A 23,114-nucleotide genomic window follows, 5' to 3' on the forward strand; every position below is an offset into this window, starting at 1 on the left:
AATAAGTAACGGGAAGGATGTCGACCATGCACAAGGTTCTGTTGACCGTTCGTGTCGTTGCCGCGCTGCTGGGGCTTTCCCAGGTGGCGCCGGCCTTTGCCGCGGCGCGGATCGAGCCGGCCAATGCCGAGTTCACCGCCAAGGGCCCCATCAGTTTCGCCAAGAGCATCATCAGTGCCGATTGCACCATCCAGGTCAGCGGCCGGATCAGTGCCGACGGCAGTTATGTCAGCGTCGAGAAAGTCGGTTTCGACGGCGGCCTCAAGTGCGGCCAGGTCGAGGCCACGCACCTGCCCTGGAAGCTGATCGCCAAGGATGAAACCAGCGGTGCGATGTCCGGTATCCAGGTCACCGTGCATGCGCCGCTGGTGGGCGGCGACTGCGGGCCGACGACCGCCGAAGGCAGCTGGAACAACAGCACCGGCAAGCTCCAGGCGGCCAACGTGGCGCTGGACGGCGGTTGCACCATCAAGACGGTTTCGATCCAGATGCCGCCGACGTTCCGGGTAGTCCCCTGAGTCGGCGGTGGTTCAGGCCACAGCAGAATTTTGAAGTTTGGCTGAAAGGGAAGCTCGGTCGTGGTTGCGGTACTCCGTGTCGTCTCAAAAGGCCATTAACCCCGGCGAAATGAATCGCCATACATGTGAGGAAAAACAACAATGAAAGGCATCAAGACTCTCGTGTCTGCAACTGCCATGGCTGTCTGCATGGGCGCCATGTCGATGGCTAGCGCTGCTACCATCGTGTCGCCTCCAGCAGGAAGCACTTTCACCGCGCCTGGTACCATCACGGTGAAATCACCTGCTTCGCTCAATGTGCCAGTCACCTGCAACATTACCTTCACGGGTACCGTTGCAGCCGATAGCAAAACTGCATCGATCACCGCTGTCACTGTCAGTGGCAGCAACGCACTGTGCAACGTGCCGAAGATGGGCGGCCTGCCATGGACACTGACTCCTACCAGCGCAACGAGTGCGACGGTTGGTGGTGTCAGCTTCTCGATCATCAGCAACTGCGGTACTGCCAACGTGACCACTGCCTACGGTGGCGGGGTGCTGTCGCTGTCGCCTGCTCCACAATCGGTTGGCAGCTGCACCATCACCGCCCTGAGCGTTACGCCCAACCCGACTTTCGTTCTCCAATAAGCGGGACAACGTGCTGATCACTCGTTGAAAAGAACGGCGCCTCTTCGGAGGCGCCTGTTCAAGTGTGGGTGAGCCGGGATGACCGGTGGCGGTTGATAATAATAAGGAGTGGGGCATGAATAATAAGAAACAACATTTACGCATTGCAGTCGCACTGGCCGTGCTCGGTGGCCTGGGGACTACGGTGCAGGTCCAGGCAGGCGGCTTTTCCACCCCGACCTATGGTGCTCCCGGCTGGGGGCGTGCTTTCGGCGGTGGTTCATTGTTCAAGAACGACCCCAGCGCGGCCTACAACAACCCGGCAGCCATGGCTTTTATCGACCAGAATGTCGCGCAGTTCACCGTTGACTACGCCCGCATCAAGATCAAGTACAAGGGGACTGCCACCGATTATCAGGGCAACCCTGCGTCAACGACTCCCGTAGACGGAAACGGTATCCCGGGGGATGCCGTGCCGCTGACCGGCGATGGCGGGCAGGGTGGCTTCACCGCCTGGCTGCCAACAGGTTTCATGGTCATGCCGATCAACGATCGACTGGCCTTCGGTCTCAGCCAGGTCGTGCCGCAAGGCATGCGCAGCACCTGGGATGAGGACTGGAAAGGACGCGACTTCGCAGTGGACACCAAGATTGAAACCGTTGGCCTGACCGGCTCCCTGTCGTTCAAGGTCAACGATGAGTTCTCGCTCGGTGCCGGTGTCATCGTTCAGCACAGCAAGGGTTTTGTCAGCCAGAACCTCAACCTGACGGGGGCTGCTGCGCTTTCCCCGAACATCGGCCTGCCATTCCCGTCCGGTGTCGGTTCCAACCTGATCCGGGTGAAGGTGGATAACACCTCGGTGGGCTGGTTCACCGGCGTAGTCTGGAAACCCACCGGCCAGGACACTCTGGGTCTGAACTATCACGCCAAGATCAAGAACAAGATGGAGGGCAAGTACAACATCCGTGCCGATGCATTGGGCCGGACCTACATGACCCAACCCTTCGGTCCCAACGGAGAGTCGCTGGTGGAATTGGCCTACCCAGGCCTGAAGCTCTATCCGGATGGTGCCAATGCCAGTACCCAGTTGGACATTCCGGCCACCGCTGGTCTCGATTGGGTCCACGTGTTCAACGATCGCTTCACCCTGGGTGCCAGTGCCACCTGGACCCAATGGTCGTCGTTCAAGGACCTGACGCTGAAGTCCGATGGCAACGTCCTCGTGGCCATTCCCTACAACTACAAGGACTCCATGATGTACTCGCTGGGCGGCGACTATAAGTTCAGCGACCGCCTGACCCTGCGTGCGGGCGTGGCATTCGACCAGACGCCGACCCGTGGCTCGACCCGCGACCCGCGGATTCCCGACAACGATCGCTGGTTCACCTCGCTGGGCTTCGGTTACGAGATCAAGGAGATACCCGGGCTGAGCATCGACGGTGCCTACTCGCGGCAGTTCGTGAAGGAAGCCAAGATCAATACCCACAACCAGGATCGTCTGGGTGGATCGACCCTCGATGGCAAGGCCGACTCCTCGGGTGAAGTAGTGAGCCTGTCGGCAACCTACAGGTTCTGACACGTCTCGTCGTGTATACGACGGTGACAGGGAGAGGGTGCTGCTGGCGCATCCCGCGCGGTCCTTTCCGATGTCATCGTCGTAGCGCCTGTATTCGTTGATTCCCTGCCTTTGCAGAACCGACCGGGGGTCGGTTTTTTGGTTTCGAGTTTATGGTAAAAATTAATTTAAAAAATAATTTTAAAACATATCTATTCTTTGTAAGGTAGAGCCTGCGAGCCACCCACGGGTGGCTGATCAAGGATGTCGGTCAAGAGCGGCATCGGTGCTTTGTCTCGTATCGCACAAGAGGTGTATTCATGATTTCCTGGTTATTGATTGCACTGGCAGGGGCTCTGGTCCTCGCCTATCGACAAGCCCCGGCGAGTGCCTGGCTGGGTGTCGTGCTGGCCTGGCTGGCCGGCGGCTATCTGTTCAACGTGGTCGGCCCGCTGGGGGCGGCGGTGGCGGCGATCCTGATCCTGCTGCCCGCTGGGGTGCTGGCCATCAAACCGCTGCGTCGGGTCTTGCTCAGCAGCAAGGCTCTGGCGCTGTTTCGCCAGATCATGCCGGCGATGTCCGACACCGAGCGCGCCGCCATCGAGTCCGGCACGGTGTGGTGGGATGCCGAGCTGTTCAGCGGCAAGCCGAACTGGGAGCGCCTGCTCAAGGCGGCTCCGGCGAGCCTGAGCGCGGAGGAACAGGCGTTCCTCGACAACGAGGTGGAAACCCTCTGCGACATGGCCAACGACTGGGAAACCACCCAGGTCTGGCAGGACATGTCGCCCCAGGCCTGGCAATACACCAAGGATGCCGGCTTTCTCGGCATGATCATTCCCAAGCAGTATGGCGGCAAGGGTTTCTCCCATTACGCCCATTCCCAGGTGGTGATGAAGCTGTCGACCCGCTGCTCGGCGGCGGCGATCTCGGTGATGGTGCCCAACTCGCTCGGCCCGGCCGAACTGCTGCTGCACTACGGCACCGAGGCCCAGCGCCAGCACTACCTGCCGCGGCTGGCGCGCGGCGAGGACATTCCGTGCTTCGCCCTGACCAGCCCGTACGCCGGTTCCGATGCCGGGGCCATCCCGGATGTCGGCATCGTCTGCAAGGGCCAGTTCGAGGGCGAGCAAGTGCTGGGCTTCCGGGTTACCTGGGACAAGCGCTACATCACCCTGGGCCCGATCGCCACGGTGCTCGGCCTGGCGTTCCGCGCCGAAGACCCCGAGGGCCTGCTGGGGCGCAAGGGCAGCCTGGGCATCACCTGCGCGCTGATTCCCACCAGCCATCCCGGCGTGCAGAGCGGCCGTCGGCACTGGCCGCTCAATGCGGTGTTCCAGAACGGCCCGACCCAGGGCAAGGACGTGTTCATCCCCCTGGAGTGGGTGATCGGCGGCCGCGACCAGGTCGGCAACGGCTGGCGCATGCTGATGGAATGCCTGGCTGCCGGGCGGGCGATCTCGCTGCCGTCGGCCAACGTCGGCCTGAGCAAGATCGCGGTGCGGGGCACCAGCGCCTATGCGGCGATGCGCAAGCAGTTCGGCCTGCCCATCGGCAAGTTCGAAGGCGTGCAGGCCCCCTTGGCGCGGATGGCCGGGCACCTTTATGCCTGTGACGCGGTGCGCAAGGTATCGGTGGCCTCGCTGGATGCCGGGGAAAAACCGTCGGTGATCTCGGCCATCGCCAAGTACCACGTCACCGAGCGTGCCCGGGCGGTGGTCAATGACGGCATGGACATCGTCGCCGGCAAGGGTATCTGCATGGGCCCGAACAACTTCCTGGCCCGCGCCTACCAGCAGAGCCCGATCGCGATCACCGTGGAAGGCGCGAACATCATGACCCGCTGCCTGATCATCTACGGCCAGGGGCTGATCCGTTGCCATCCCTATGTGTTCCGCGAAATGGAAGCTGCCCGCGCCCAGGGCCGTGCCGGCCTGGACGCGTTCGACAGTGCAATGTTCGGCCATATCAGCTTCGTCGTCGCCAACACCGTACGGGCGGCGGTCCATGGCCTGAGCGGCGGGCGACTACTCAAGGCCCCGGCGAAAACCGACAAGGCGCTGGCCGCCTACTACCGGCAGATCGAACGGCTGTCGGTGGTGCTGGCGCTGGCCTCGGATATCTCCATGGGCGTGCTGGGTGGTGCATTGAAACGCAAGGAAAGCATCACCGGTCGCCTGGGCGACATCCTTTCGCAACTGTACATCCTGTCCTGCGTGCTCAAGCGCTTCGAGGACGACGGGCGTCCACAGGGCGACCTGCCGCTGGTGCACTGGGCTGCCCAGGATGCCTTGCTGCGTGCCCATGAGGCCCTGGCCGAAACCCTCGACAACTACCCGTCGAAGGCCGCGGCGCGGGTGATTCGCGCGCTGAGCTTCCCGTTCGGTATCCCGCTGCGCAAGCCGTCCGACCGCCTGCTCGGCGAAGTCGCCGAACTGGTGCAACAGTCGGGTGCGAGCCGCGATCGGCTGCTGGCCGATTCCTATATCCCGCAACCGGACATCGACAAGCTGGCCTATGGCGAACTGGCCTTCCGCCTGCTGCCGCAGGTGGAACTGATCGAGGCGCGGCTCAAGACAGCGGTCCGCGACGGGACCATTGCGCCGCTGCCGATCTCCCGCGAGGCCTTCGTGGCCTGGCGTGCCAAGGCCCTGGAACTGCAACTGATCAGCGCCGAGGAGGAGCAGTTGCTCGAACGCTACGTCGAGTACGGCGACCACGCGATCCAGGTCGACGACTTCCCGCAGGACTTCGGTCTGCTCGAAGCCCTGCAACGGCGCCAGGCGCACTTCGAGCAGGCCGCCAAGCCGGCAGCCAGGCGGCGTGCGGCGGTCAGCGAAGGCACGGCTGTCGCTGACGACAGCAGCTATTGATCTTTCTCGGGTCTGGAACGGAATTCTTTCATGTCTGACAGTTATCTTGCTTTCGTCAATTCGCCCTGGGGGCGGCGCCTGGCCCGCTCGGTCGGCTTGCCGCAACCGTTGCCGCTGCAGCGCTACCGGCAGGGGCAGGTGGGCAACCATCTCAATCCGGTGGTCTTGGCGGGGGCGCCACAAGGCCGGTTGCTGGGCGAGTTGCAGCGGATCTTCGCCGCTACCGAGACGGTCGCCGCCGCCCCGGCGAGTGTCGAGGCTCCCTCCACGGTCAAGGTCCAGGGCCTGGTGTTCGATGCCAGCGGCCTGGCCGATATCGCCCAACTGGACGAGTTGTACCGGTTCTTCCATGCCAATGTCCGGCGCCTGAGCCAGCACGGTCGCGTGCTGGTGCTGGGCACGCCGCCGGAGCACTGCGCGGAACTGGCCCAGGCCGTGGCACAACGGGCCCTGGAGGGCTTCGTGCGTTCGCTGGGCAAGGAGCTGCGCAAGGCCATCACCGTGCAGTTGCTGTACGTGGAACCCGGTGCGGAAACGGAAATGGACAGCAGCCTGCGCTTCTTCCTGTCGCGCCGTTCCGCCTATGTTTCCGGCCAGGTGGTGCGCATCGCCGAGCCGGTGGATGTGCCCAAGGCCATCGACTGGCAGCGGCCGCTGGCCGGTCGCCGGGCGCTGGTCACCGGCGCCTGTCGCGGTATCGGCCTGGCGATTGCCCAGGTGCTGGCCGGCGAGGGCGCCGAGGTGGTCTGCCTGGATATTCCACCGGTCGAGGCGCAGTTGCAGCAGGTGGCCGGTTCACTGGGGGGCACGGCGCTGGCCATGGACATCACCGCGCCGCAGGCCGCCGAGCGGCTGCTGGCCTTTGTCGGGGAGCAGGGTGCCTTCGATATCGTCGTGCACAACGCCGGCATCACCCAGGACAAGACCCTGGCGAAGATGACCGAAGCGGCTTGGCGCAAGGTCATGGCGGTCAACCTCGAGGCGCCGCTGCGACTGAGCACGGCGCTGCTCGAAGGGCAGGGGCTCAACCCCGGCGGGCGGATCGTCTGCGTGTCGTCGATTTCCGGGATCGCCGGCAATCTCGGGCAGAGCAACTATGCCACCTCCAAGGCCGGGGTGATCGGCCTGGTGCAGGGCCTGGCGCCATTGGCCGGGCGGCAGCAGGTGACGGTCAATGGCGTGGCGCCGGGGTTCATCGAGACCCAGATGACCGCGAAGATCCCGCTGCTGATCCGCGAGGCGGGGCGGCGGATGAACGCCATGTCCCAGGGCGGGCAGGCCGAGGACGTGGCGCAGACCATCGCCTGGCTGGCACACCCGGCTTCCGGCGGGATCAACGGGCAGGTGGTCCGCGTGTGCGGGCAAAGCCTGCTGGGGGCCTGAACCATGAACGCCGATTCGACCCTTCGTATCATCGATCCGGTGCCTTCGACCGGCCAGTTGCTGTGGAGCGGCTTGCGCAGCCTGCGCAAGCCCAAGGTCGAGGGGGCGCCGCGCCTGCCGCAGGAGCGGCTGGTACGGCCGGCGGTGGAACTGCGCGCGGCGGATATCGAGCGTTACGCCCGTGCCTGTGGCTTTCGCCGCGAACACGGGGTGCCGCTGTCCTTCGTGCACACCCTGGCGTTTCCCCTACACCTGCTCCTGCTGACCAGCCCGGCGTTTCCCTGGCCGGCCAGCGGCATGGTGCACCTGGCCAATCGCATCCGCCAGTACCGGCGGCTGCACGAGGGCCAGGCGTTGCGCCTGCAGGTGCATTGCGAACGCTGGGTGGCGCACCCCAAGGGGCAGGCGCTGCTGATCGTCAGCCAGGCCCATGGCGATGGCAGCCTGGTCTGGGAAAGCGAGAGCCTGTACCTGCGCCGGGGTGTCGCCGCGCCGGTCGGCGAGCCCTGGCAGGGTGAGCTGGAGCCGGATGAACAGGCATGGGTCCTGACCCAGCGCTGGCCGCTGGCGGCGGACCTGGGACGGCGTTTTGCCCGGGTGTCGGGCGATCACAACCCGATCCACACCTCCTGGCCAGGCGCCCGGCTGTTCGGTTTCAAGCGGCCGATCGCCCATGGCATGTGGACCCTCGGCCGGGCCCTGGCGGCGCAACAGCCGCCGCGGCCCCTGGACGCGGCCGGGCTCGACTGCGAGTTCAAGCTGCCGATGTTCCTGCCCGGCAGTGCGACGTTATGGAAGTTGCCGTCCTCCGAGGCGCGCCAGGCCTTTGAAGTGCGCACGGCGGCGGGCGACAAGCCGCACATGCGTGGGGTGCTCACGCTCACTTGAACACGCCGCCCGCTTCCACAGGAAACACAAGAGACAAGGGCCAGTGTATGGAAGGAAACTCCGCATGACCGAATACAGTTTCACCCCGGCCCCGGTACGACGGGTCGCGATTCTCGGCGGCAACCGGATTCCGTTTGCCCGCTCCAATACCGCGTATTCCCATGACAGCAACCAGGACCTGCTGGCCGCCGCCCTGCAAGGGCTGGTCGAGCGCTTCGGCCTGCATGGCCAGCGCCTCGGCGAGTTCGCCGCCGGTGCGGTGATCAAGCATTCGCGGGACTTCAACCTGGCCCGCGAGACGCTGCTGTCCACCACGCTGGCGCCGCAAACTCCGGCCTATGACATCCAGCAGGCCTGCGGCACGGGCCTGGAGGCGGCGCTGCTGGTGGCCAACAAGATCGCCCTGGGGCAGATCGAGGTCGGGGTCGCCGGCGGCTCCGACACCACCTCGGATGCGCCGATCGGCATCAACGAGTCGTTGCGCCGAATCCTGCTGGAAGCCAATCGCAGCAAGGATACCCTGGGCAAGCTGCGCAGCCTGCTCGGCATTCGCCCGTCGATGTTCTTCAAGCCGCTGCTGCCGCGCAATGGCGAGCCGCGCACCGGGTTGTCCATGGGCGAACACTGCGAACAGATGGCCAAGCGTTGGCAGATCAAGCGCCTGGCCCAGGATGAGTTGGCCCTGAGCAGCCACCAGTCGCTCCATGCGGCTTATCAGCGGGGCTTTTTCGACGACCTGGTCACCCCGTATCGCGGACTCCAGCGCGACAACAACCTGCGCGCCGACGCCAGCCTGGAGAGGCTTGCGGGGCTGGGACCGGCCTACGACAAGCGCAACGGCACCCTCACGGCCGGCAACTCGACGCCCTTGACCGACGGCGCCTCGGTGGTGCTGCTGGCCAGCGAGGCGTGGGCGGCGGCGCACAACCTGCCGGTGCTGGCCTACCTGCGTACCGGCGAAACCGCAGCGGTGAATTTCGTCGATGGCAGCGAAGGGTTGCTGATGGCACCGGCCTACGCCGTACCACGAATGCTCGCCCGTGAAGGTCTGAGCCTGCAGGACTTCGACTTCTACGAGATCCACGAAGCCTTCGCCGCACAGGTGCTGTGTACGCTCAAGGCCTGGGAGGATGCCGACTATTGCCGTGAACGGCTCGGGCTGGAGGCGCCGCTGGGCTCCATCGACCGCAGCAGGCTCAATGTCAATGGCGGTTCGCTGGGTTGCGGACATCCGTTCGCCGCCACCGGCGGCAGGCTGCTGGCGAGCCTGGCCAAGGCCATTGACCAGCGCGGTGGCGGCCGCGGGCTGATTTCCGTGTGTGCCGCTGGCGGCCTGGGCGTGACGGCGATCGTCGAAAAATAAAACAACAACAAGGAGACTGCCATGAGTGTCGCGAGCCTGCAGAGCACCGAACGTGTCTGGGTGAAGGCCTACCATCCCGGCGTGCCGGCGGATGTCGAGGCCGAGATCGACCGCTACCCGTCGCTGCGCGAGGTGTTCCTCGAACACGTGGAGAAGTACCGCCAGCGGGTGGCCTACGTCAGTATCGGCACCGAGATGGGCTATGACGAATGGGAGCGCCGGGTCTTCGCCTTCACCGCCTGGCTGCAGTCGCGCGGTGTGAAGAAGGGCGATCGCGTGGCGTTGATGATGCCCAACTGCCTGCAGTACCCGATCTGCCTGTTCGGCACCCTGCTGGCCGGCGCCGTGGTGGTCAACGTCAACCCGCTGTATACCGCCCGCGAGCTCAAGCACCTGCTCAAGGACAGCGGCGCCGAAACCCTGGTGATCTTCGAGAACTTCGCCCACACCCTGGAACAGGCGATGGAGGGCAGTTCGCTGAAGAACATCGTGGTGGCGGCCATCGGGGACCTGGTCGGGACCTTCAAGGGCGCTGCGCTGAACTTCGTGCTGCGCCATGTCCAGAAGCAGGTGCCATGCTTCGACCTGCCGGGCTCGATCCGTTTCCCGGCGATGCTGAAGCAGGCCCGCGGGCTGAAGGCCAGGCCGGTGGCACTGGCCCACGATGACATCGCCTTCCTGCAATACACCGGCGGCACCACTGGCGACGCCAAGGGCGCGATGCTCACTCATCGCAACATCCTCGCCAACCTGATGCAGGCCAAGGCCTGGGTCGGCGACCAGCTCGACGAGAACCGGCAGGAGACCAACGTCACCCTGTTGCCGCTGTACCACGTACTGTCGCTGACGGTGAACTGCCTGATGTTCATGTGCCTGGGCGGGCGCAACATCCTCATCGCCAACCCGCGGGACGTGAAACGGGTGCAGATGATCCTGCGCAAGGAGAAGTTCAACGGCATCGTCGGGGTCAACACGCTGTTCAACGGTCTGCTGGAAAATGACGAATTCCGCGCCCGGGACTTCTCCGACCTGAAGCTGGCGATCGCCGGCGGCATGGCCACCCACACCGCCGTGGCACGGCGCTGGCAGGAGGTGACCGGGGTGCCGATCATCGAGGGCTACGGGCTGACCGAGTGCTCGCCGGTGGTGAGCATCAGCCCGATCGATATCAAGCGCATGCGCGAGGGCGAGTTCAGCGGGACCATCGGGGTGCCGTTGCCGTCGACCTGGGTGCGCTTCGTCCGCGAGGACGGCACGCTGGCGGAAATCGGCGAGGAGGGCGAGCTGCAGGTACGTGGGCCACAGGTGATGAAGGGTTACTGGAAGCGCCCGGACGAGACGGCCAAGGTCCTCGACGCTGACGGCTGGCTGTCGACCGGGGACATCGGGGTGATGAACGCGCAGGGCTTCATCCGCCTGGTGGATCGCAAGAAGGACATGATTCTGGTGTCGGGCTTCAACGTCTATCCCAACGAGATCGAGGACGTGGTGGCGCTGCATCCGGGCGTGGCCGAGGTGGCGGCGATCGGTGTGCCGGACCAGGTGACCGGGGAGCGGGTGAAGATCTTCGTCGTGCGGCGGGATCCGGGTTTGACCGAAACGCAGTTGCTGGCGCATTGCCGGGAGTACCTGACCGGCTACAAGGTGCCGAGGATCGTCGAGTTCCGGGTCGAGGAACTGCCCAAGACCACGGTGGGCAAGGTATTGCGCAGGGCCTTGCGCGAATAGTGGCAGTCGAGGCCGCGCGCAGGGTTGGCGCCTGTGGTGCGGCCATTCCCGGCCCGCTGGCCACTGCCGTCCGTCTCCCGGCTGCAGGCAGGCCAGGGAATTTCTTGTTATAAAAGCATTCCGATCCCCCGTATACAGGGCTTCATCGCGCCTGTTCGGGGCGATCGAAACGATTTTGCTGTCATTTCTGTTGCTGACTCGATAACTCGGCCTTAGACTGCCGCCCCTCGTAAATTGAGTGCCGGGTGGCGCTTGGAATGGACGGCGCCTTTCTGTGCATCCCCTCAGGTGCCCAGAACGCTCCCTAATTCGCCTTAATGCACGTATTTTCTATAGAGAAATCAATGACAAAGGAAAAGTTGCTGGCCATGCCGGCGGACGACTACATGAACGCCGAGCAACTGGCTTTCTTCACCGAACTGTTGCAAGCCATGAAAGTGGAAACCCACGAGCGTATCGAGCAGAACCGTGTCGCCATCGAAAGCCTCGATACTCCGGCAGACCCGGCCGACGCCGCGTCCGTTGAAGAAGAGCGCACCTGGCTGGTGAACGCGATCGACCGCGACCAGCGCATGCTGCCGCAGCTGGAACAGGCCCTGGACCGCATTCGCGACGACTCCTTCGGCTGGTGTGACGACAGTGGCGATCCGATTGGCCTCAAGCGCCTGCTGATCAGCCCGACCACCAAATACTGCATCGAGGCGCAGGAGCGTCACGAGCAGATCGACAAGCACCAGCGCCAGGCCTGATCGGCCTCCTGATGCCCGCGGCCTCGTCGGGGTGCCAAAGCGCCCCGATGCAAGCGCCGATAGACGCCGTACCCGACGCCCCGACATGATCGGCTGCGAGCACTTCGCCGCGCGGGTACGGCGTGCAGAGTCCCGACCCGGCCGCTCGTCAGTTCCTGCGGTGCTGCCCCTGAACCCTCTCACGTTCTCCAGCGCCGCCCGGTCCCCTGGATCGTTCCCCTTCGCCGATTACCACTAATGGACCATGGATAATGGCCGTGTGATGGCGTTTAATGAAGGAAAACAATCAGAAGCCGAGAGTGGGTAACGCCTATGTCTGGAGAAGGAATTCTGTCCGGGGTTTTCGCGCCATTGGAGGCGCAGTCGAAGTCGTCCCCACGCTGGCTCGTACCGCTGCTGCAGAGCATCGGGCTGGCGCTGCTGTTGTCGGCCATGGCCTATGCCGACTGGTCTCTGGGCGTCTGCCTGCCGTTGGCGCTGCTGCTGGCCTGGTTGCCGCTGTTGCGTCCACGTCCGGCTGCCATTGCCGCCCGGGCCGAGGGCGATGCGCTGGGCGAACTGACCCGCGACCTGTCCTATGCCACCAGCCATAACGCCTTGTCCGCCGCCGGTGTGGCCTTTGCGGTCAAGCAACTGGCCGGCAAGCTGCAATCGCAACTCGATGCCGCGGCGCAGATCGTCAGCAGCGCCGAACGGGTGATCGACACCGAGCAGGCCACGTCGCAGCTCAGCCAGCAGGCGCTGGGTTCGGCCAGCGAGGCGCGGCAGAGCAGTGCCGAGGGGCACGCGGTGCTGTCGGAGTCGATCAGCCGCATGCACCAGCTCAGCCAGCGCGCGGCGGCCAGCCGGCAACTGATCGAGGCCCTGAGCCAGCGCAGCGAGGAAATCCAGCGAGTGACCCTGGTGATCCAGGCGATCGCCAGCCAGACCAACCTGTTGGCCCTCAATGCGGCCATCGAAGCGGCCCGTGCCGGCGAGCACGGACGCGGTTTCGCCGTGGTGGCCGACGAAGTGCGTGGCCTGGCCGGGCGCACCGCGGCCGCCACCGATGAGGTCGGGGTGATGGTCGCCGATATCCAGCAGCGCACGGCACAGGTGGTGGAGCAGATCCAGCAGTTGTCGGTGGACCTGGAGAGCGGTGTCGAGCAGGTCGAACACACCGGCCGGCAACTGGAAAATATTGCCCAGCTGGCGGCGGGCGTGGAAAGCCAGGTCAGCGAAATCGCCCACGGCGCGCAGAACAATCGCGAGCAACTGGGCAGCCTGTTCAGTGCCGTAGAGCAGATGCGCGGCGACCTGTCGATCAGTGACCAGCAAACCCGGCGGCTGGCCGAGGCTGCGGTACAGATGGAAGGGCAGGCCGAGACCATCAGCGAACGGCTGGCCGAGGTCGGCCTGGACGATTATCACCAGCGTGCCTACGACCTGGCGCGCGAGGGCGCGGCGCAGATCGCCGCCCGCTTCGAGGCCGATATCGAGCAGAACCGCATCAGCCTCGAGGATCTGTTCGACCGCAGCTACCAGCCCATTGCCAACACGTCACCGACCAAGTACCAGACCCGCTTCGACCGTTACACCGACCAGGTCTTGCCGGCGATCCAGGAGCCGCTGCTGAGCCGTCATGAGGGGCTGGTGTTCGCCATCGCCTGTACCCCGCAAGGCTACGTGCCGACCCACAACCAGGCGTTTTCCCAGCCGTTGACCGGGGATGCGGCCAAGGACGCCCTGCAGAACCGCACCAAGCGCAAGTTCGATGACCGCACCGGCATTCGCTGTGGCAGCCATCAGCAACCGGTGCTGCTGCAGACCTATACCCGCGATACCGGCGAGCTGATGCACGACCTGTCGGTGCCGATCATGGTCAAGGGCCGGCACTGGGGTGGCCTGCGCCTGGGCTACCGGCCGGAAAGCGCGCCGCACAAGTGACCGCTGGCCCCGCGCCTGATGGGGTCGGCGCTGTCAGACGGTCGTGTTGACCATCCCGGCCAGCAGTTTCTGCGCCATGAACAGCGCGATATTGACACTGCTCAAGGCGCTGTTGAGCGCCATCACCTCGGCCCGGGCCGGCTGGATGGCCGCATTGCGGGCCTCTTCGCTGCGGTAGCGGGCCTTTTTCAGTGCTGCCAGGCGGGCGTTGGCCCGCCGCAGTTTCTGCTGCAGTTGTTCGATCTGTTTCTTCAACTGCTTGACGCGGTTTTTCGCCGCCAACTCATTGCCGGCCAGGCTGTTGCCGGCAGACGCGGTGTTAAAGTCGCTGTCGGCGTCCTCGCCGAGCAGGGCGCGAATCGACAGGGCCGGCGCCGAATCCTCGGTGTCGTCGCTGCGGCTGGTCAGCGAAGGCATGGGGATCGCGAGTGGATTCAGGCTGATCATCATGGACTCCGTTCAATGAATGCCTGCCCTTGTATCGGCATCGTTACCGGGTGCTTGAGCGGCTATACTGCGGAAATCACCGGTTCCATGCCGCAAGGGATTGCCAGACCGGCAATCGGTCAGTACTTTTTGTCTTGTCTGATACCACTTGACGGTGGTTTGATTGGCAGTGATGGGTCGACGTGTTCTAAAATCGAAGTCGTGCCCCCGATCGTTGTCCTGGGGGGCTTTCAACTTGCACGTCGGAAACTTCGCTTTTTCAGAAAGGTCATCTCCGCAACTTCACTGTCCCACTGGCTGGCGTCAGCGATATGCGGTGTTTTCCTTCACACCCTGGTGAGTATTCGCAGAAGTAACGGGGCTTTTGATCCATTAGTCTCTCTGTGTCTTTTCACGCGACCTGCGCGGGGTCGACACGCAGTCATCAGGGTTTCCAGTGAGTAACCGTCGGCAATGACCGAATGTCTTGTGCTGCCTGCTCCCCGCCGGGCGGCTTCATTTTTGGGTTTGAGGGCTTTTCGTTGGCAGTCAGTAATCTGGATATGCACGCATTGTTCGTACTGGGCGACCTGCGGGCAAAGCTGGTCAAGCAGTTTCAATCACGTTTCGTCTACATCACCGAACAAACCGCCGAAGGCATCTATATCGCTGAAATCGACACTGAAACGGCGATGGTCGTCGATGACAAACAGCGTCTTGAACTGAAAGTCGGCGATCATTTCCGCGCCGCGGTACTGCCCAGTCGCGAAGGTGGGAAGTTCGATATCAAGTTTCGTGAAATCAAGCTGACGGTCTATGGACTGGGTGATTACGCCTATGTCACCTGCGAACAGGGCCACGGCATCCTGTTCAAGGAAGGCCATACCGTGGTGATGGTGTTCGCGGCCCATGAACAGCTGCAGGAAGGCCTGACCAAGACCCTCAAGGACGTCACCCGAAAGGCCGCGAAGTGGCGCAAGGGCGAGCTGACATTCAAGGCCAGCGAGCAATGAGTGGCGGCAGGGCCGGGTTTCATCAGCAGCACCTGGAACAGGCCCGCCGCGATGCCCGGCGCCTGTTCGAACGCAAGGGCGAGTTGCAGGGCGCCTGGTTGCCATGGGTCGCTTCACAGCTCTATGCAATGACCCCGGCCGAATACGCCAGCATGGTCCGGCGCGAGTTGCAGCAACTTCAGACGCACGCTACGGATTGAAGCGCGCCGTGATTGTCAGGGAACCTCTACTAAAGTCAGTTGACTGATTAATTCAGAGACTTTCGGCAACGCGTCGAGGGTGACTCCATGACTGAGGTAGACCCATGAAAGGATTTCGTGCGCTGTTCGCCGGCTCCCTGGCGGTATTGAGCGTTGCCTTCGCGGCGCTTCCGGCCCGTGCGGCGGTTCCGATCCACTTTGCCGACCTGAACTGGGAAAGTGGCAGCCTGATCACCGAGCTGTTGCGACATATCGTCGAGAAGGGCTACGGCTTGCCGACGGACACGCTGCCAGGCACTACCGTGACCCTGGAAACCGCGCTGGCCAAAAACGATATCCAGGTGATCGGCGAGGAGTGGGCCGGGCGCAGCCCGGTCTGGGTCAAGGCCGAGGCGGCGGGCGAGGTCGTGGCGGTGGGGGATACCGTCAAGGGCGCGACCGAGGGCTGGTGGGTGCCGGAATATGTGATCAAGGGGGATCCTGAGCGGGGTATCAAGCCCCTGGCGCCGGGGCTGCGCAGTGTCGAGGATCTCAAGCGCTACAAGGCGGTGTTCCAGGACCCGGAGTCGCCCGGCAAGGGGCGCTTTCTCAACAGCCCGATCGGTTGGACCTCCGAGATCGTCAACAAGCAGAAGCTCAAGGCCTATGGCCTGAGCGACAGCTATGTGAACTTCCGCAGTGGCTCCGGTGCGGCGCTGGATGCCGAAATCACCTCGTCGATTCGGCGCGGCAAGCCGATCCTGTTCTACTACTGGTCGCCGACGCCGCTGCTGGGCAAGTTCAAGCTGGTGCAACTGCAGGAGCCGCCGTTCGATGCCGAGGCCTGGAAGACCCTGACCGATGCCGACAATCCCGACCCCAAGCCGACCCGGTCACTGGCCTCGAAGCTGAGTATCGGCGTGTCGGCACCGTTCCGCCAGCAACACCCGCAGGTGGTGGCGTTCTTCGCCAAGGTCGACCTGCCGATCGACCTGTTGAACCAGGCGCTGGCGAAAATGAGCGAGGAACGCCTGCCGCCGGATCAGGTGGCCCGGGCCTTTCTCAAGGACAACCCGCAGGTCTGGAAGGCCTGGGTGCCGGCGGATGTGGCGCAGAAGGTCGCTGACAGTCTGTAGGTTCGGTGGCGGCCTGTTCGCGGATGAACCGGGACGCCGGACCGCCGGCTCCCCCAAGTGCTCGCGCCGTGCATGGATCCTGCGAACGACGCGGGCACTGTGGGAGGATTTATCCGATCTCTGAACCCCATCAGAAGCGGGTTTGCACCGCCAGCTCGAAGGTTCTCGGCGTGCCCAGGTAATACGCCGGGGACACGTGGGCGAACTCGGCATACACCTGGTTGGTCAGGTTGCGCACTCGCCCGGTCAGCGTCGTGTGGCTGTCGAGCCTGTAGCTCAGGAAGCTGCCATACAGGGTATAGCCCGGCACGTACCGGGTATTGGCACTGTCGGCATACACCCTGGCCACATGACGCGCATCGACACCCCCTTGCCAGTGCGGATCGAAGTCATAGGTCAGCCACAGGTTGGCCACCCGTTCCGGCACATTGGTCGGCGTGTTGCCCTTGCGCGAAACCACGACGCCGGCGGCGTTCTTCTCGTTGAATTCATCGTACTGCGCATCGACCCAGGCGAAGTTGCCTTCGGCCAGCAGTTTCGGGGTGATCCGCAGCGAACTGGCCAGTTCGATGCCTTTCGATGATTGCTGACCCACCGGCAGGGTGTTGTTCGGGTCCAGCGGGTCGGTGACGGCGAAGTCCTTGCGCACGATGTGATAGGCCGCCGCCGTGGCGCTGCCACGACCGTCGAGGTAGTCGAACTTGCTGCCGATTTCCCACTGCCTGCCGGTGGAAACGTCGAAGTTCTGCGTGCCGCCGGGTTGTTCGGCCGCCGTGCTGTACTGCACGTAGACATTGGCCGAGGGCACGAACTGGTAGGTCAGCCCGGCGCGCCCGGTGATCGGTTCCCAGCGCCGGCGCAGGTGTCGCGGATTGCTGGCGGTCACCACACGGTGGTTGGTCACGTCCAGGTCGATGTCGTCGTAACGCAGCCCCGTCAGCAGGGCCAGCTTGTCGGTCAGCATCAGTCGGTTTTCGACGAACAGGGCGCGGGTGGTGACCTGGTTGGTCTTGTCGCTGACAAAACCCGGACGGGTACCGGGGAGCGCATAGAAGTAGCCGGGATCGAAGTGGTCCGGGCTCACGCGGTTGGCGGCCGAGACATTCCACGGGTGGTTGGTGGTGGTGTTGACCCGGTACTCGAAACCGCCGGCCCAGCGGCTGTCCAGGCCGAACAGGCTGGACTGGTGGCGCAACTCGAACTGGTTGCCGTTCTGCTCGCCGGCGTGGCGCACCAGGTAGGCGGTGGAGCGGTTCACGGCGGTGTTGTCGGCGTTGTACTGATAGGTCTCCAGGTTGCGGTAGTCACGTTCGCTGCCCAGGTGATAGAGGGTGTTGCGCAGGCTGGTGCTGTCGCTGATCCGGTAGTCGATGATCGAGCGCAGCCAGCGGGTGCGTTGCACGTACTGGCCATCGGCGACGTTGTAGTTGTTGAAACGGTTGTGCCTGTCGATCTTCAGTTCGCCGACCTTGGGGTTGAGCACCGGCGTGCCCCAGTAGGGGCTGTCGAGCACCTCGTCCTGATACTCCAGGGCCAGGGTGTGGGACAGCTCCGGGGTCAGGTCGCTGAGCAGCGAGAATGCCGCGCTCCAGGCATCACGCCGGTTGCGGTCGATGTAGCCGTTGCTGGCGTTGTGGCTGACATCCAGGCGGGCGTAGTGCTGCACGTCGGCGCCGGGATCGCTCAGGGCGTGATTGAGGCCGAAGGAGATTTCCCGGGTGTCGTTGCTGCCATAGCTGATCCTGCCTTCGGCCGCCTGTTCCTGGCGGCTGGCGAGCCGGGTGATGTAGTTCAGCGAGCCGCCGACGGAGCCGGCGCCATTGAGCAGCGAGGAGGGGCCGCCGACCAGTTCGACCCGGTCGTAGATCCAGGCATCCACCGGTCGCGCCAGGCCGGTGGGGACGACGATGCCGTTGAACATCTGGCTGACCTGGCCGCTGGTGAAGCCGCGGTAGGAGACGAAGCCACCGAAGCCCAGCGGAGCGGTGGCGTTGACCCCTGGCAGGCTGTTGGCGGCATCCTGGAAGTTGCGCGCACCGTGGCGTTCGAGGCTGTCACGGTTGGCGACGCTGACCGAGGCCGGGGTTTCCCGTGGGCTCAGGCCCAGGCGTGAGCCGGTGGCGATCGGCGTGTCGAGGTCCAGCCCCGGTTCGGTGGCTGGCTGTGCTTCGATGGTAATGGGGGCGAGGTCGAGCGTGTCTTGCGCCCAGGCTCCGGCGCACAGGCAGCCGAGCAGGCCCGCAAAAAGGGGGAAGCGTTTCATGGTGAATTCCTGAAGTCATGGCAAATATCCAGCGCGCACGGGCACGACACGGTTGGGCGTCGACCGGATGGGCTGATCGTTGGGCGCAATGAATCAGGCGAGGGGTGGTGCGCGGGGATGGGCCGAAGGCCAGGTGAAGCGACTGGGCAGTGGCAGGTGGGGGCTGTGGAGCCGCGGCGGGCTGTGCTGTTCCGGGAGGATCGCCAGGGTCAGGCTGGAGTTGAGCGCCGGGCCCATGCCACCGGTGGAGCACAGCGGGCAGCCGAAGGCCTTGGCCAGGGTGGGCAGCTTTTCCTCGGCGGGATTGCTCGACAGCGGCGCCCGGGTGCCCGGGTCGACGGCACAGAACTGCCCGCCGATGCCGTTGAGCTGCTGGCCGACCATCTGCCCGTGGCCGATGCTGCAGGCGAACACATTGAACAGGACGCAGCAGTAAAGCATCCAGGCAATGAGCGAGCGGTCGGTACGGGCCAGTTTCATGGGCGCGGACTTTAACAGGAGCGACGAACGGTTACAAAGCCGAGGTCATCGGCGCAGGGAAGCTGGATCTGTCGGAGCGATCGGCCTGTGGCGGCCAAGACCGCAGGCGCCGGGCTTGCCAGCGAAGGCGGCGGTGAGGGCGCCTGAAGCTTCGCGGGCAAGCCGGCTCCTGCAAGGAGGACTTTGCAACCCAGGGGTCAGGAGAGGAAACCACCGTCGACGTTCAGCGCCACGCCGGTGGTGTAGCTGGAGGCGTCGCTGGCCAGGTACAGCACGGTGCCGGCCATTTCGCTCGGGTCGGCCACGCGCTTGAGCGGGATCTGCTGCAGCGCGGTCTTGAGGATCGAGTCGTTCTTGACCAGGGCCGAAGCGAACTTGGTGTCGGTCAGGCCCGGCAGCAGAGCGTTGCAGCGGATGCCGAACTGCGCGCATTCCTTGGCGAAGACCTTGGTCATGTTGATCACCGCGGCCTTGGTCACCGAGTAGATGCCCTGGAAGATGCCCGGGGTGACGCCGTTGATCGAGGCGACGTTGATGATGCTGCCCCCGCCGTGCTCGCGCATCAGTTTGCCGGCTTCCACCGACATGAAGAAGTAGCCGCGGATGTTCACGTCGACGGTTTTCTGGAAAGCACCGAGGTCGGTGTCCAGCACGTTGCAGAACTGCGGGTTGGTCGCCGCGTTGTTGACCAGGATGTCCAGGCGCCCGAACTGTTCGCGAATGCCGGCGAAGACTTGGCTGATCTGTTCCATCTCGCCGATGTGGCAGGCGATCGCGGTGGCCTTGCCGCCGTCGGCGATGATCGCGTCGGCCACCTGCTGGCAGCCTTCGAGCTTGCGGCTGGAGACGATCACGTGGGCACCCTGTTGGGCCAGCAGCCGGGCGATGGCTTCACCGATGCCGCGGCTGGCACCGGAAACGAAGGCGATCTTGCCGTCGAGGTCGAACAACTGAGTCTTGGACATGGTTTTTCCTTGTTGTAGTCGCGATCAGAGGCTGGAGTTGCGGATGACCTGCAGGCTCATCTGCTCCAGCAGCTTGTTCATGTGAATGAATTGCGCGAAGCGTTTGTCCTGGGTCTGGCCGTGGTAGAAGCGGTAGTAGATCTGTTGCACGATGCCGGCCAGGCGGAACAGGCCGTAGGTGTAGTAGAAGTCGAAGTTGTCGATCGCCAGGCCCGCACGCTCGGCGTAGTACTCGACGAACTGGCGGCGGCTGAGCATGCCTGGCGCGTGGCTGGGCTGGCGGCGCATCAGTTGCACCGGTGCCGGGTCGTCGGCCTCGATCCAGTAGGCGAGGGTGTTGCCCAGGTCCATCAGCGGGTTGCCGAGGGTGGTCAGTTCCCAGTCGAGTACGCCGATGATCTGCATCGGGTTCTCGGGGTCGAGGATGACGTTGTCGAAGCGGTAGTCGTTGTGGACGATGCTGGACGTCGGGTGGTCGGCCGGCATCTTGTCTTTCAACCAGGCCTTGACCGCTGCCCAGCTCGGCGCATCCGGGGTCATGGCCTTTTCATAACGCTCGCTCCAGCCGCGGATCTGACGCTCGACATAACCTTCCGGCTTGCCCAGGTCGGCCAGGCCACAGGCGGTGTAGTCGACGCGGTGCAGTTCCACCAGGCGGTCGATGAAACTCTTGCACAGGGCCTCGGTACGGGCGGCATCGAGGCCCAGTTCCGGCGGCAGTTCGGAGCGCAGGATGATCCCCTTGACCCGCTCCATGACGTAGAACTCGGAACCGATCAGGCTTTCGTCGGTGCAGTGCGCATAGGCCTTGGGGCAGTACGGGAAGCCGTCCCGGAGCTGGTTGAGGATGCGGAATTCGCGGCCCATGTCGTGGGCCGACTTGGCCTTGTGGCCGAACGGTGGCCGCCGCAGGACGAACTCCTGCTCGGGGTACTGGATCAGGTAGGTGAGGTTCGAGGCCCCGCCGGGGAACTGGCTGATGCTCGGTTGGCCGCTGAGGCCGGGAATATGCGCCTTGAGGTATGGGTCGATCAGGGCGGCATCGAGTTCTTCGCCGGCACGGATTTGAGTGGACTGGTCAGTAAGCGCCATGCTTATCCCTTCTGCTTATTCTGGAGGCCAGAGATTATTGGCTAATCTAATGCTCGCCCTGCGTCGCTCACAAGCCTGAGCGGGCCTTATAGGTCTGGGTGTTGCAGGATGATCAGCGTTCCTGATGCGCGAGCCGGAATGCAGCGTAGCCGAAAAAGCCCGGTCTGGATCAGACCGGGCAGTTCTCGAAGGGGCAGGGGCGAAGCAGCGGGCTAGAGGCTTTCGTCAAGGAATTGCAGGACCGTGCCCATGCACGCCTGGCGTTCCTCGACGTGGGGCATGTGGCTGGAGTCTTCGAACAGCGCCCAGCGCGCGCCGGCGATCTTCTCCACGTAGGGTTTGACCACCGCTTCGGTCGCTTCGTCGTGGCGGCCGGAGATGACCAGGGTCGGCACCTGGACCCGGTGCAGGCGATCGATGATGGTCCAGTCCTTCAGTGAACCGATGACATGGAACTCGGTCGGGCCGCTCATGGTGTGGTAGACGGTCGGGTCGGCATCGACCTGGGCGAAGGTGCGCGCCACCTCTTCCGGCCAGGGACTGATGCGGCAGACGTGGCGGTCATAGAAGACCCGCGACGCCTCGACGTATTCCGGATCACTGTAGGTGCCGGCCTTCTCGTGCTTGAGCAGGGCCTGCTGCACCGCGGGTGGCAGTTGCTCGCGCAGGCGGTTGGCTTCGCTGACCCAGGTGCGCATGCACGATGGCGAGTTGGCGAGAATCAGCGCCTTGAGCCCGGCCGGCTGACGAACCGCGTGCTCGCTGGCGAGCATGCCGCCCCAGGACTGGCCGAGCAGCACGTAGTGCTGGCGGATGCCGAGGTGGTCGAGCAGGTTGTCCAGTTCGTCGAGAAACAGCTGGACGGTCCAGAATGAAGGGTCCTGATCGGGCAGGTGGGTGGACTTGCCGTTGCCCAGTTGATCGTAATGCACCACCGCGTGGCCGCTGGCGGCGATGTCCTTGAAGGCGTCGACATAATCGTGGGTGCAACCCGGGCCCCCGTGGAGAATCACCAGGGGTGTGCGGCCATTGGCCAGGTCACCGGTCACCCGATACCAGGTCTGGTAGGGGCCGAAGTTCGCAAAGCCTTCCTGTATTTCCTTGAATTCCATCTCGCCAAGCTCCCTGTATGCACGATGTGGGGAACGATAGCGAAACTGGCCGGCCGGCATAACTAGGTGAATTGCTAGGTTTTGCGGCTCAGTTGTCCAGCAGTCGATAGTGCACGGCGCGCAATACTGCCTGTACGCGGTTCTTCGCCCCCAGTTTGTGCATGGCCGAGGCCAGGTGCAGGGTCACGGTAGCCAGTGAACGGTGCAGTTGTTCGGCGATTTCCTTGGCGGTGAGCCCCTCGGCAGCCCATTGCAGGCACTCCCGCTCGCGCCGGGTCAGATGGATGTGCGGGTAGGCGCGTATCTCAGGGCTGAATAATGGGTAGGCCGCTTCCTGTAATGCGTGGGAAATAACGCTGAATTCTGTCAGGGTCTGCTGGGCGTCCTTTAGGACATATTTACCGTTGCCTGTGCGTAATCCCGTCAACGAGGCAAATCCACCCTTGGGCAGGTGAATCGGCACGCTCACGCCGCAAGTCATCTGGCGGTCATGCAGGTAGCTGGTCACGGGCGAGTGGCGCTGGTCGATGACCTTCTGCAGGGCGGTTTCGGCCTTGGGCCGGTAGGACCAGACGAAGGGCGAGGTGCTGTTCAGGGCCAGGTGTTGCACCGGGTCGATCTGGTAGAAACCCTGCTCGCACCAGAGCGAATGCCAGTCCGACGGGGTGTTGCGCACCTTGAGCAGCGACGGGGTGATCAGGGCGCCCTCGTGGTCCGTCGGTACCGGCGTGTAGTCGTAGACCAGGGCATCGAAGCCCAGCTGACCCGCCAGGACCATCGCGTTGTCCATCAGCTCATCCAGGGTGCTGCCGGATAAGCGGCGGGGGTCGACTTCAGTGAATTTGGTCTGCATCCTTTGCTC

General features: G+C 64.0%; 20 protein-coding genes. 13 read left to right on the plus strand and 7 right to left on the minus strand.

Annotated features, from left to right (window positions below; translation table 11 throughout):
* Positions 1-26: 26 nt before the first annotated feature.
* From praA to ACMGT0_RS15510, 10 genes are all read left to right on the plus strand, one after another.
* Positions 27-518, plus strand: coding sequence for an alkane oxidation protein activator PraA (praA, locus tag ACMGT0_RS15465; protein ID WP_081005873.1), 492 nt, complete (start codon positions 27-29; stop codon positions 516-518).
* A 141-nt stretch (positions 519-659) separates the two neighbouring features.
* Positions 660-1,145, plus strand: a complete 486-nt coding sequence (praB, locus tag ACMGT0_RS15470) for an alkane oxidation protein activator PraB (protein WP_081005874.1) — start codon at positions 660-662, stop codon at positions 1,143-1,145.
* A 115-nt stretch (positions 1,146-1,260) separates the two neighbouring features.
* On the plus strand, positions 1,261-2,700 hold the full coding sequence (locus ACMGT0_RS15475) for an outer membrane protein transport protein (protein WP_416773323.1): 1,440 nt from the start codon (positions 1,261-1,263) through the stop codon (positions 2,698-2,700).
* Between the two features lie 299 nt (positions 2,701-2,999).
* A complete protein-coding gene (locus ACMGT0_RS15480) occupies positions 3,000-5,549 on the plus strand; it encodes an acyl-CoA dehydrogenase (protein WP_416773324.1) in 2,550 nt (849 codons plus the stop codon).
* A 30-nt stretch (positions 5,550-5,579) separates the two neighbouring features.
* Positions 5,580-6,932 (plus strand): 3-oxoacyl-ACP reductase, encoded by a 1,353-nt coding sequence (locus ACMGT0_RS15485; RefSeq protein ID WP_416773326.1) that lies wholly within the window; start codon positions 5,580-5,582, stop codon positions 6,930-6,932.
* Between the two features lie 3 nt (positions 6,933-6,935).
* Positions 6,936-7,820 (plus strand): MaoC family dehydratase, encoded by an 885-nt coding sequence (locus ACMGT0_RS15490; protein ID WP_416773327.1) that lies wholly within the window; start codon positions 6,936-6,938, stop codon positions 7,818-7,820.
* A gap of 64 nt (positions 7,821-7,884) precedes the next feature.
* A complete protein-coding gene (locus tag ACMGT0_RS15495) occupies positions 7,885-9,183 on the plus strand; it encodes an acetyl-CoA C-acetyltransferase (RefSeq protein WP_416773329.1) in 1,299 nt (432 codons plus the stop codon).
* Positions 9,184-9,204: 21 nt separating this feature from the next.
* Positions 9,205-10,911: an AMP-binding protein gene (locus tag ACMGT0_RS15500; protein WP_416773331.1), complete on the plus strand. Its 1,707-nt coding sequence runs from the start codon at positions 9,205-9,207 to the stop codon at positions 10,909-10,911.
* Positions 10,912-11,255: 344 nt separating this feature from the next.
* Entirely contained in the window at positions 11,256-11,660 is a 405-nt protein-coding gene (locus ACMGT0_RS15505) for a TraR/DksA family transcriptional regulator (protein ID WP_010445713.1), read from the plus strand.
* Between the two features lie 312 nt (positions 11,661-11,972).
* Positions 11,973-13,586, plus strand: coding sequence for a methyl-accepting chemotaxis protein (locus ACMGT0_RS15510; RefSeq protein ID WP_416773333.1), 1,614 nt, complete (start codon positions 11,973-11,975; stop codon positions 13,584-13,586).
* Positions 13,587-13,619: 33 nt separating this feature from the next.
* Here ACMGT0_RS15510 and ACMGT0_RS15515 read toward each other — a convergent pair whose 3' ends face one another.
* On the minus strand, positions 13,620-14,033 hold the full coding sequence (locus ACMGT0_RS15515; protein ID WP_416773335.1) for a hypothetical protein: 414 nt from the start codon (positions 14,031-14,033) through the stop codon (positions 13,620-13,622).
* 521 nt (positions 14,034-14,554) lie between these two features.
* On the opposite strand from ACMGT0_RS15515, the gene ACMGT0_RS15520 reads away from it, so the two are divergent.
* The 3 genes from ACMGT0_RS15520 (at position 14,555) to ACMGT0_RS15530 (ending at position 16,340) form a co-directional block, all read left to right on the plus strand.
* Positions 14,555-15,025 (plus strand): hypothetical protein, encoded by a 471-nt coding sequence (locus tag ACMGT0_RS15520; protein WP_273820739.1) that lies wholly within the window; start codon positions 14,555-14,557, stop codon positions 15,023-15,025.
* On the plus strand, positions 15,022-15,225 hold the full coding sequence (locus tag ACMGT0_RS15525) for a hypothetical protein (protein ID WP_054058951.1): 204 nt from the start codon (positions 15,022-15,024) through the stop codon (positions 15,223-15,225). The genes ACMGT0_RS15520 and ACMGT0_RS15525 overlap by 4 nt, the downstream gene beginning before the upstream one ends.
* Positions 15,226-15,329: 104 nt before the next feature.
* The gene (locus ACMGT0_RS15530; RefSeq protein WP_054058950.1) at positions 15,330-16,340 is read left to right on the plus strand and encodes an ABC transporter substrate-binding protein; all 1,011 of its coding nucleotides are present in this window, start codon (positions 15,330-15,332) and stop codon (positions 16,338-16,340) included.
* A 130-nt stretch (positions 16,341-16,470) separates the two neighbouring features.
* Here ACMGT0_RS15530 and ACMGT0_RS15535 read toward each other — a convergent pair whose 3' ends face one another.
* The 6 genes from ACMGT0_RS15535 to ACMGT0_RS15560 all read right to left on the minus strand — a co-directional run bounded on the left by ACMGT0_RS15535 (position 16,471) and on the right by ACMGT0_RS15560 (position 23,105).
* Entirely contained in the window at positions 16,471-18,603 is a 2,133-nt protein-coding gene (locus ACMGT0_RS15535) for a TonB-dependent receptor (protein ID WP_416773337.1), read from the minus strand.
* Positions 18,604-18,696: 93 nt separating this feature from the next.
* Positions 18,697-19,083, minus strand: coding sequence for a DUF2946 domain-containing protein (locus tag ACMGT0_RS15540; RefSeq protein ID WP_054058948.1), 387 nt, complete (start codon positions 19,081-19,083; stop codon positions 18,697-18,699).
* Positions 19,084-19,280: 197 nt separating this feature from the next.
* A complete protein-coding gene (locus tag ACMGT0_RS15545) occupies positions 19,281-20,048 on the minus strand; it encodes an SDR family oxidoreductase (RefSeq protein ID WP_054062253.1) in 768 nt (255 codons plus the stop codon).
* 24 nt (positions 20,049-20,072) lie between these two features.
* Positions 20,073-21,140 carry a phosphotransferase family protein gene (locus ACMGT0_RS15550; protein ID WP_416773339.1) on the minus strand — a complete coding sequence of 356 codons (1,068 nt, stop codon included), beginning with the start codon at positions 21,138-21,140 and terminating at the stop codon, positions 20,073-20,075.
* A gap of 212 nt (positions 21,141-21,352) precedes the next feature.
* Positions 21,353-22,252, minus strand: coding sequence for a proline iminopeptidase-family hydrolase (locus ACMGT0_RS15555; protein WP_054062251.1), 900 nt, complete (start codon positions 22,250-22,252; stop codon positions 21,353-21,355).
* Between the two features lie 88 nt (positions 22,253-22,340).
* Positions 22,341-23,105, minus strand: a complete 765-nt coding sequence (locus ACMGT0_RS15560; protein WP_054058944.1) for a LuxR family transcriptional regulator — start codon at positions 23,103-23,105, stop codon at positions 22,341-22,343.
* Positions 23,106-23,114 lie beyond the last annotated feature (9 nt).

Source organism: Pseudomonas sp. RHF3.3-3 (assembly GCF_048069595.1).
Taxonomy (GTDB): Bacteria; Pseudomonadota; Gammaproteobacteria; order Pseudomonadales; family Pseudomonadaceae; genus Aquipseudomonas; species Aquipseudomonas fuscovaginae_B.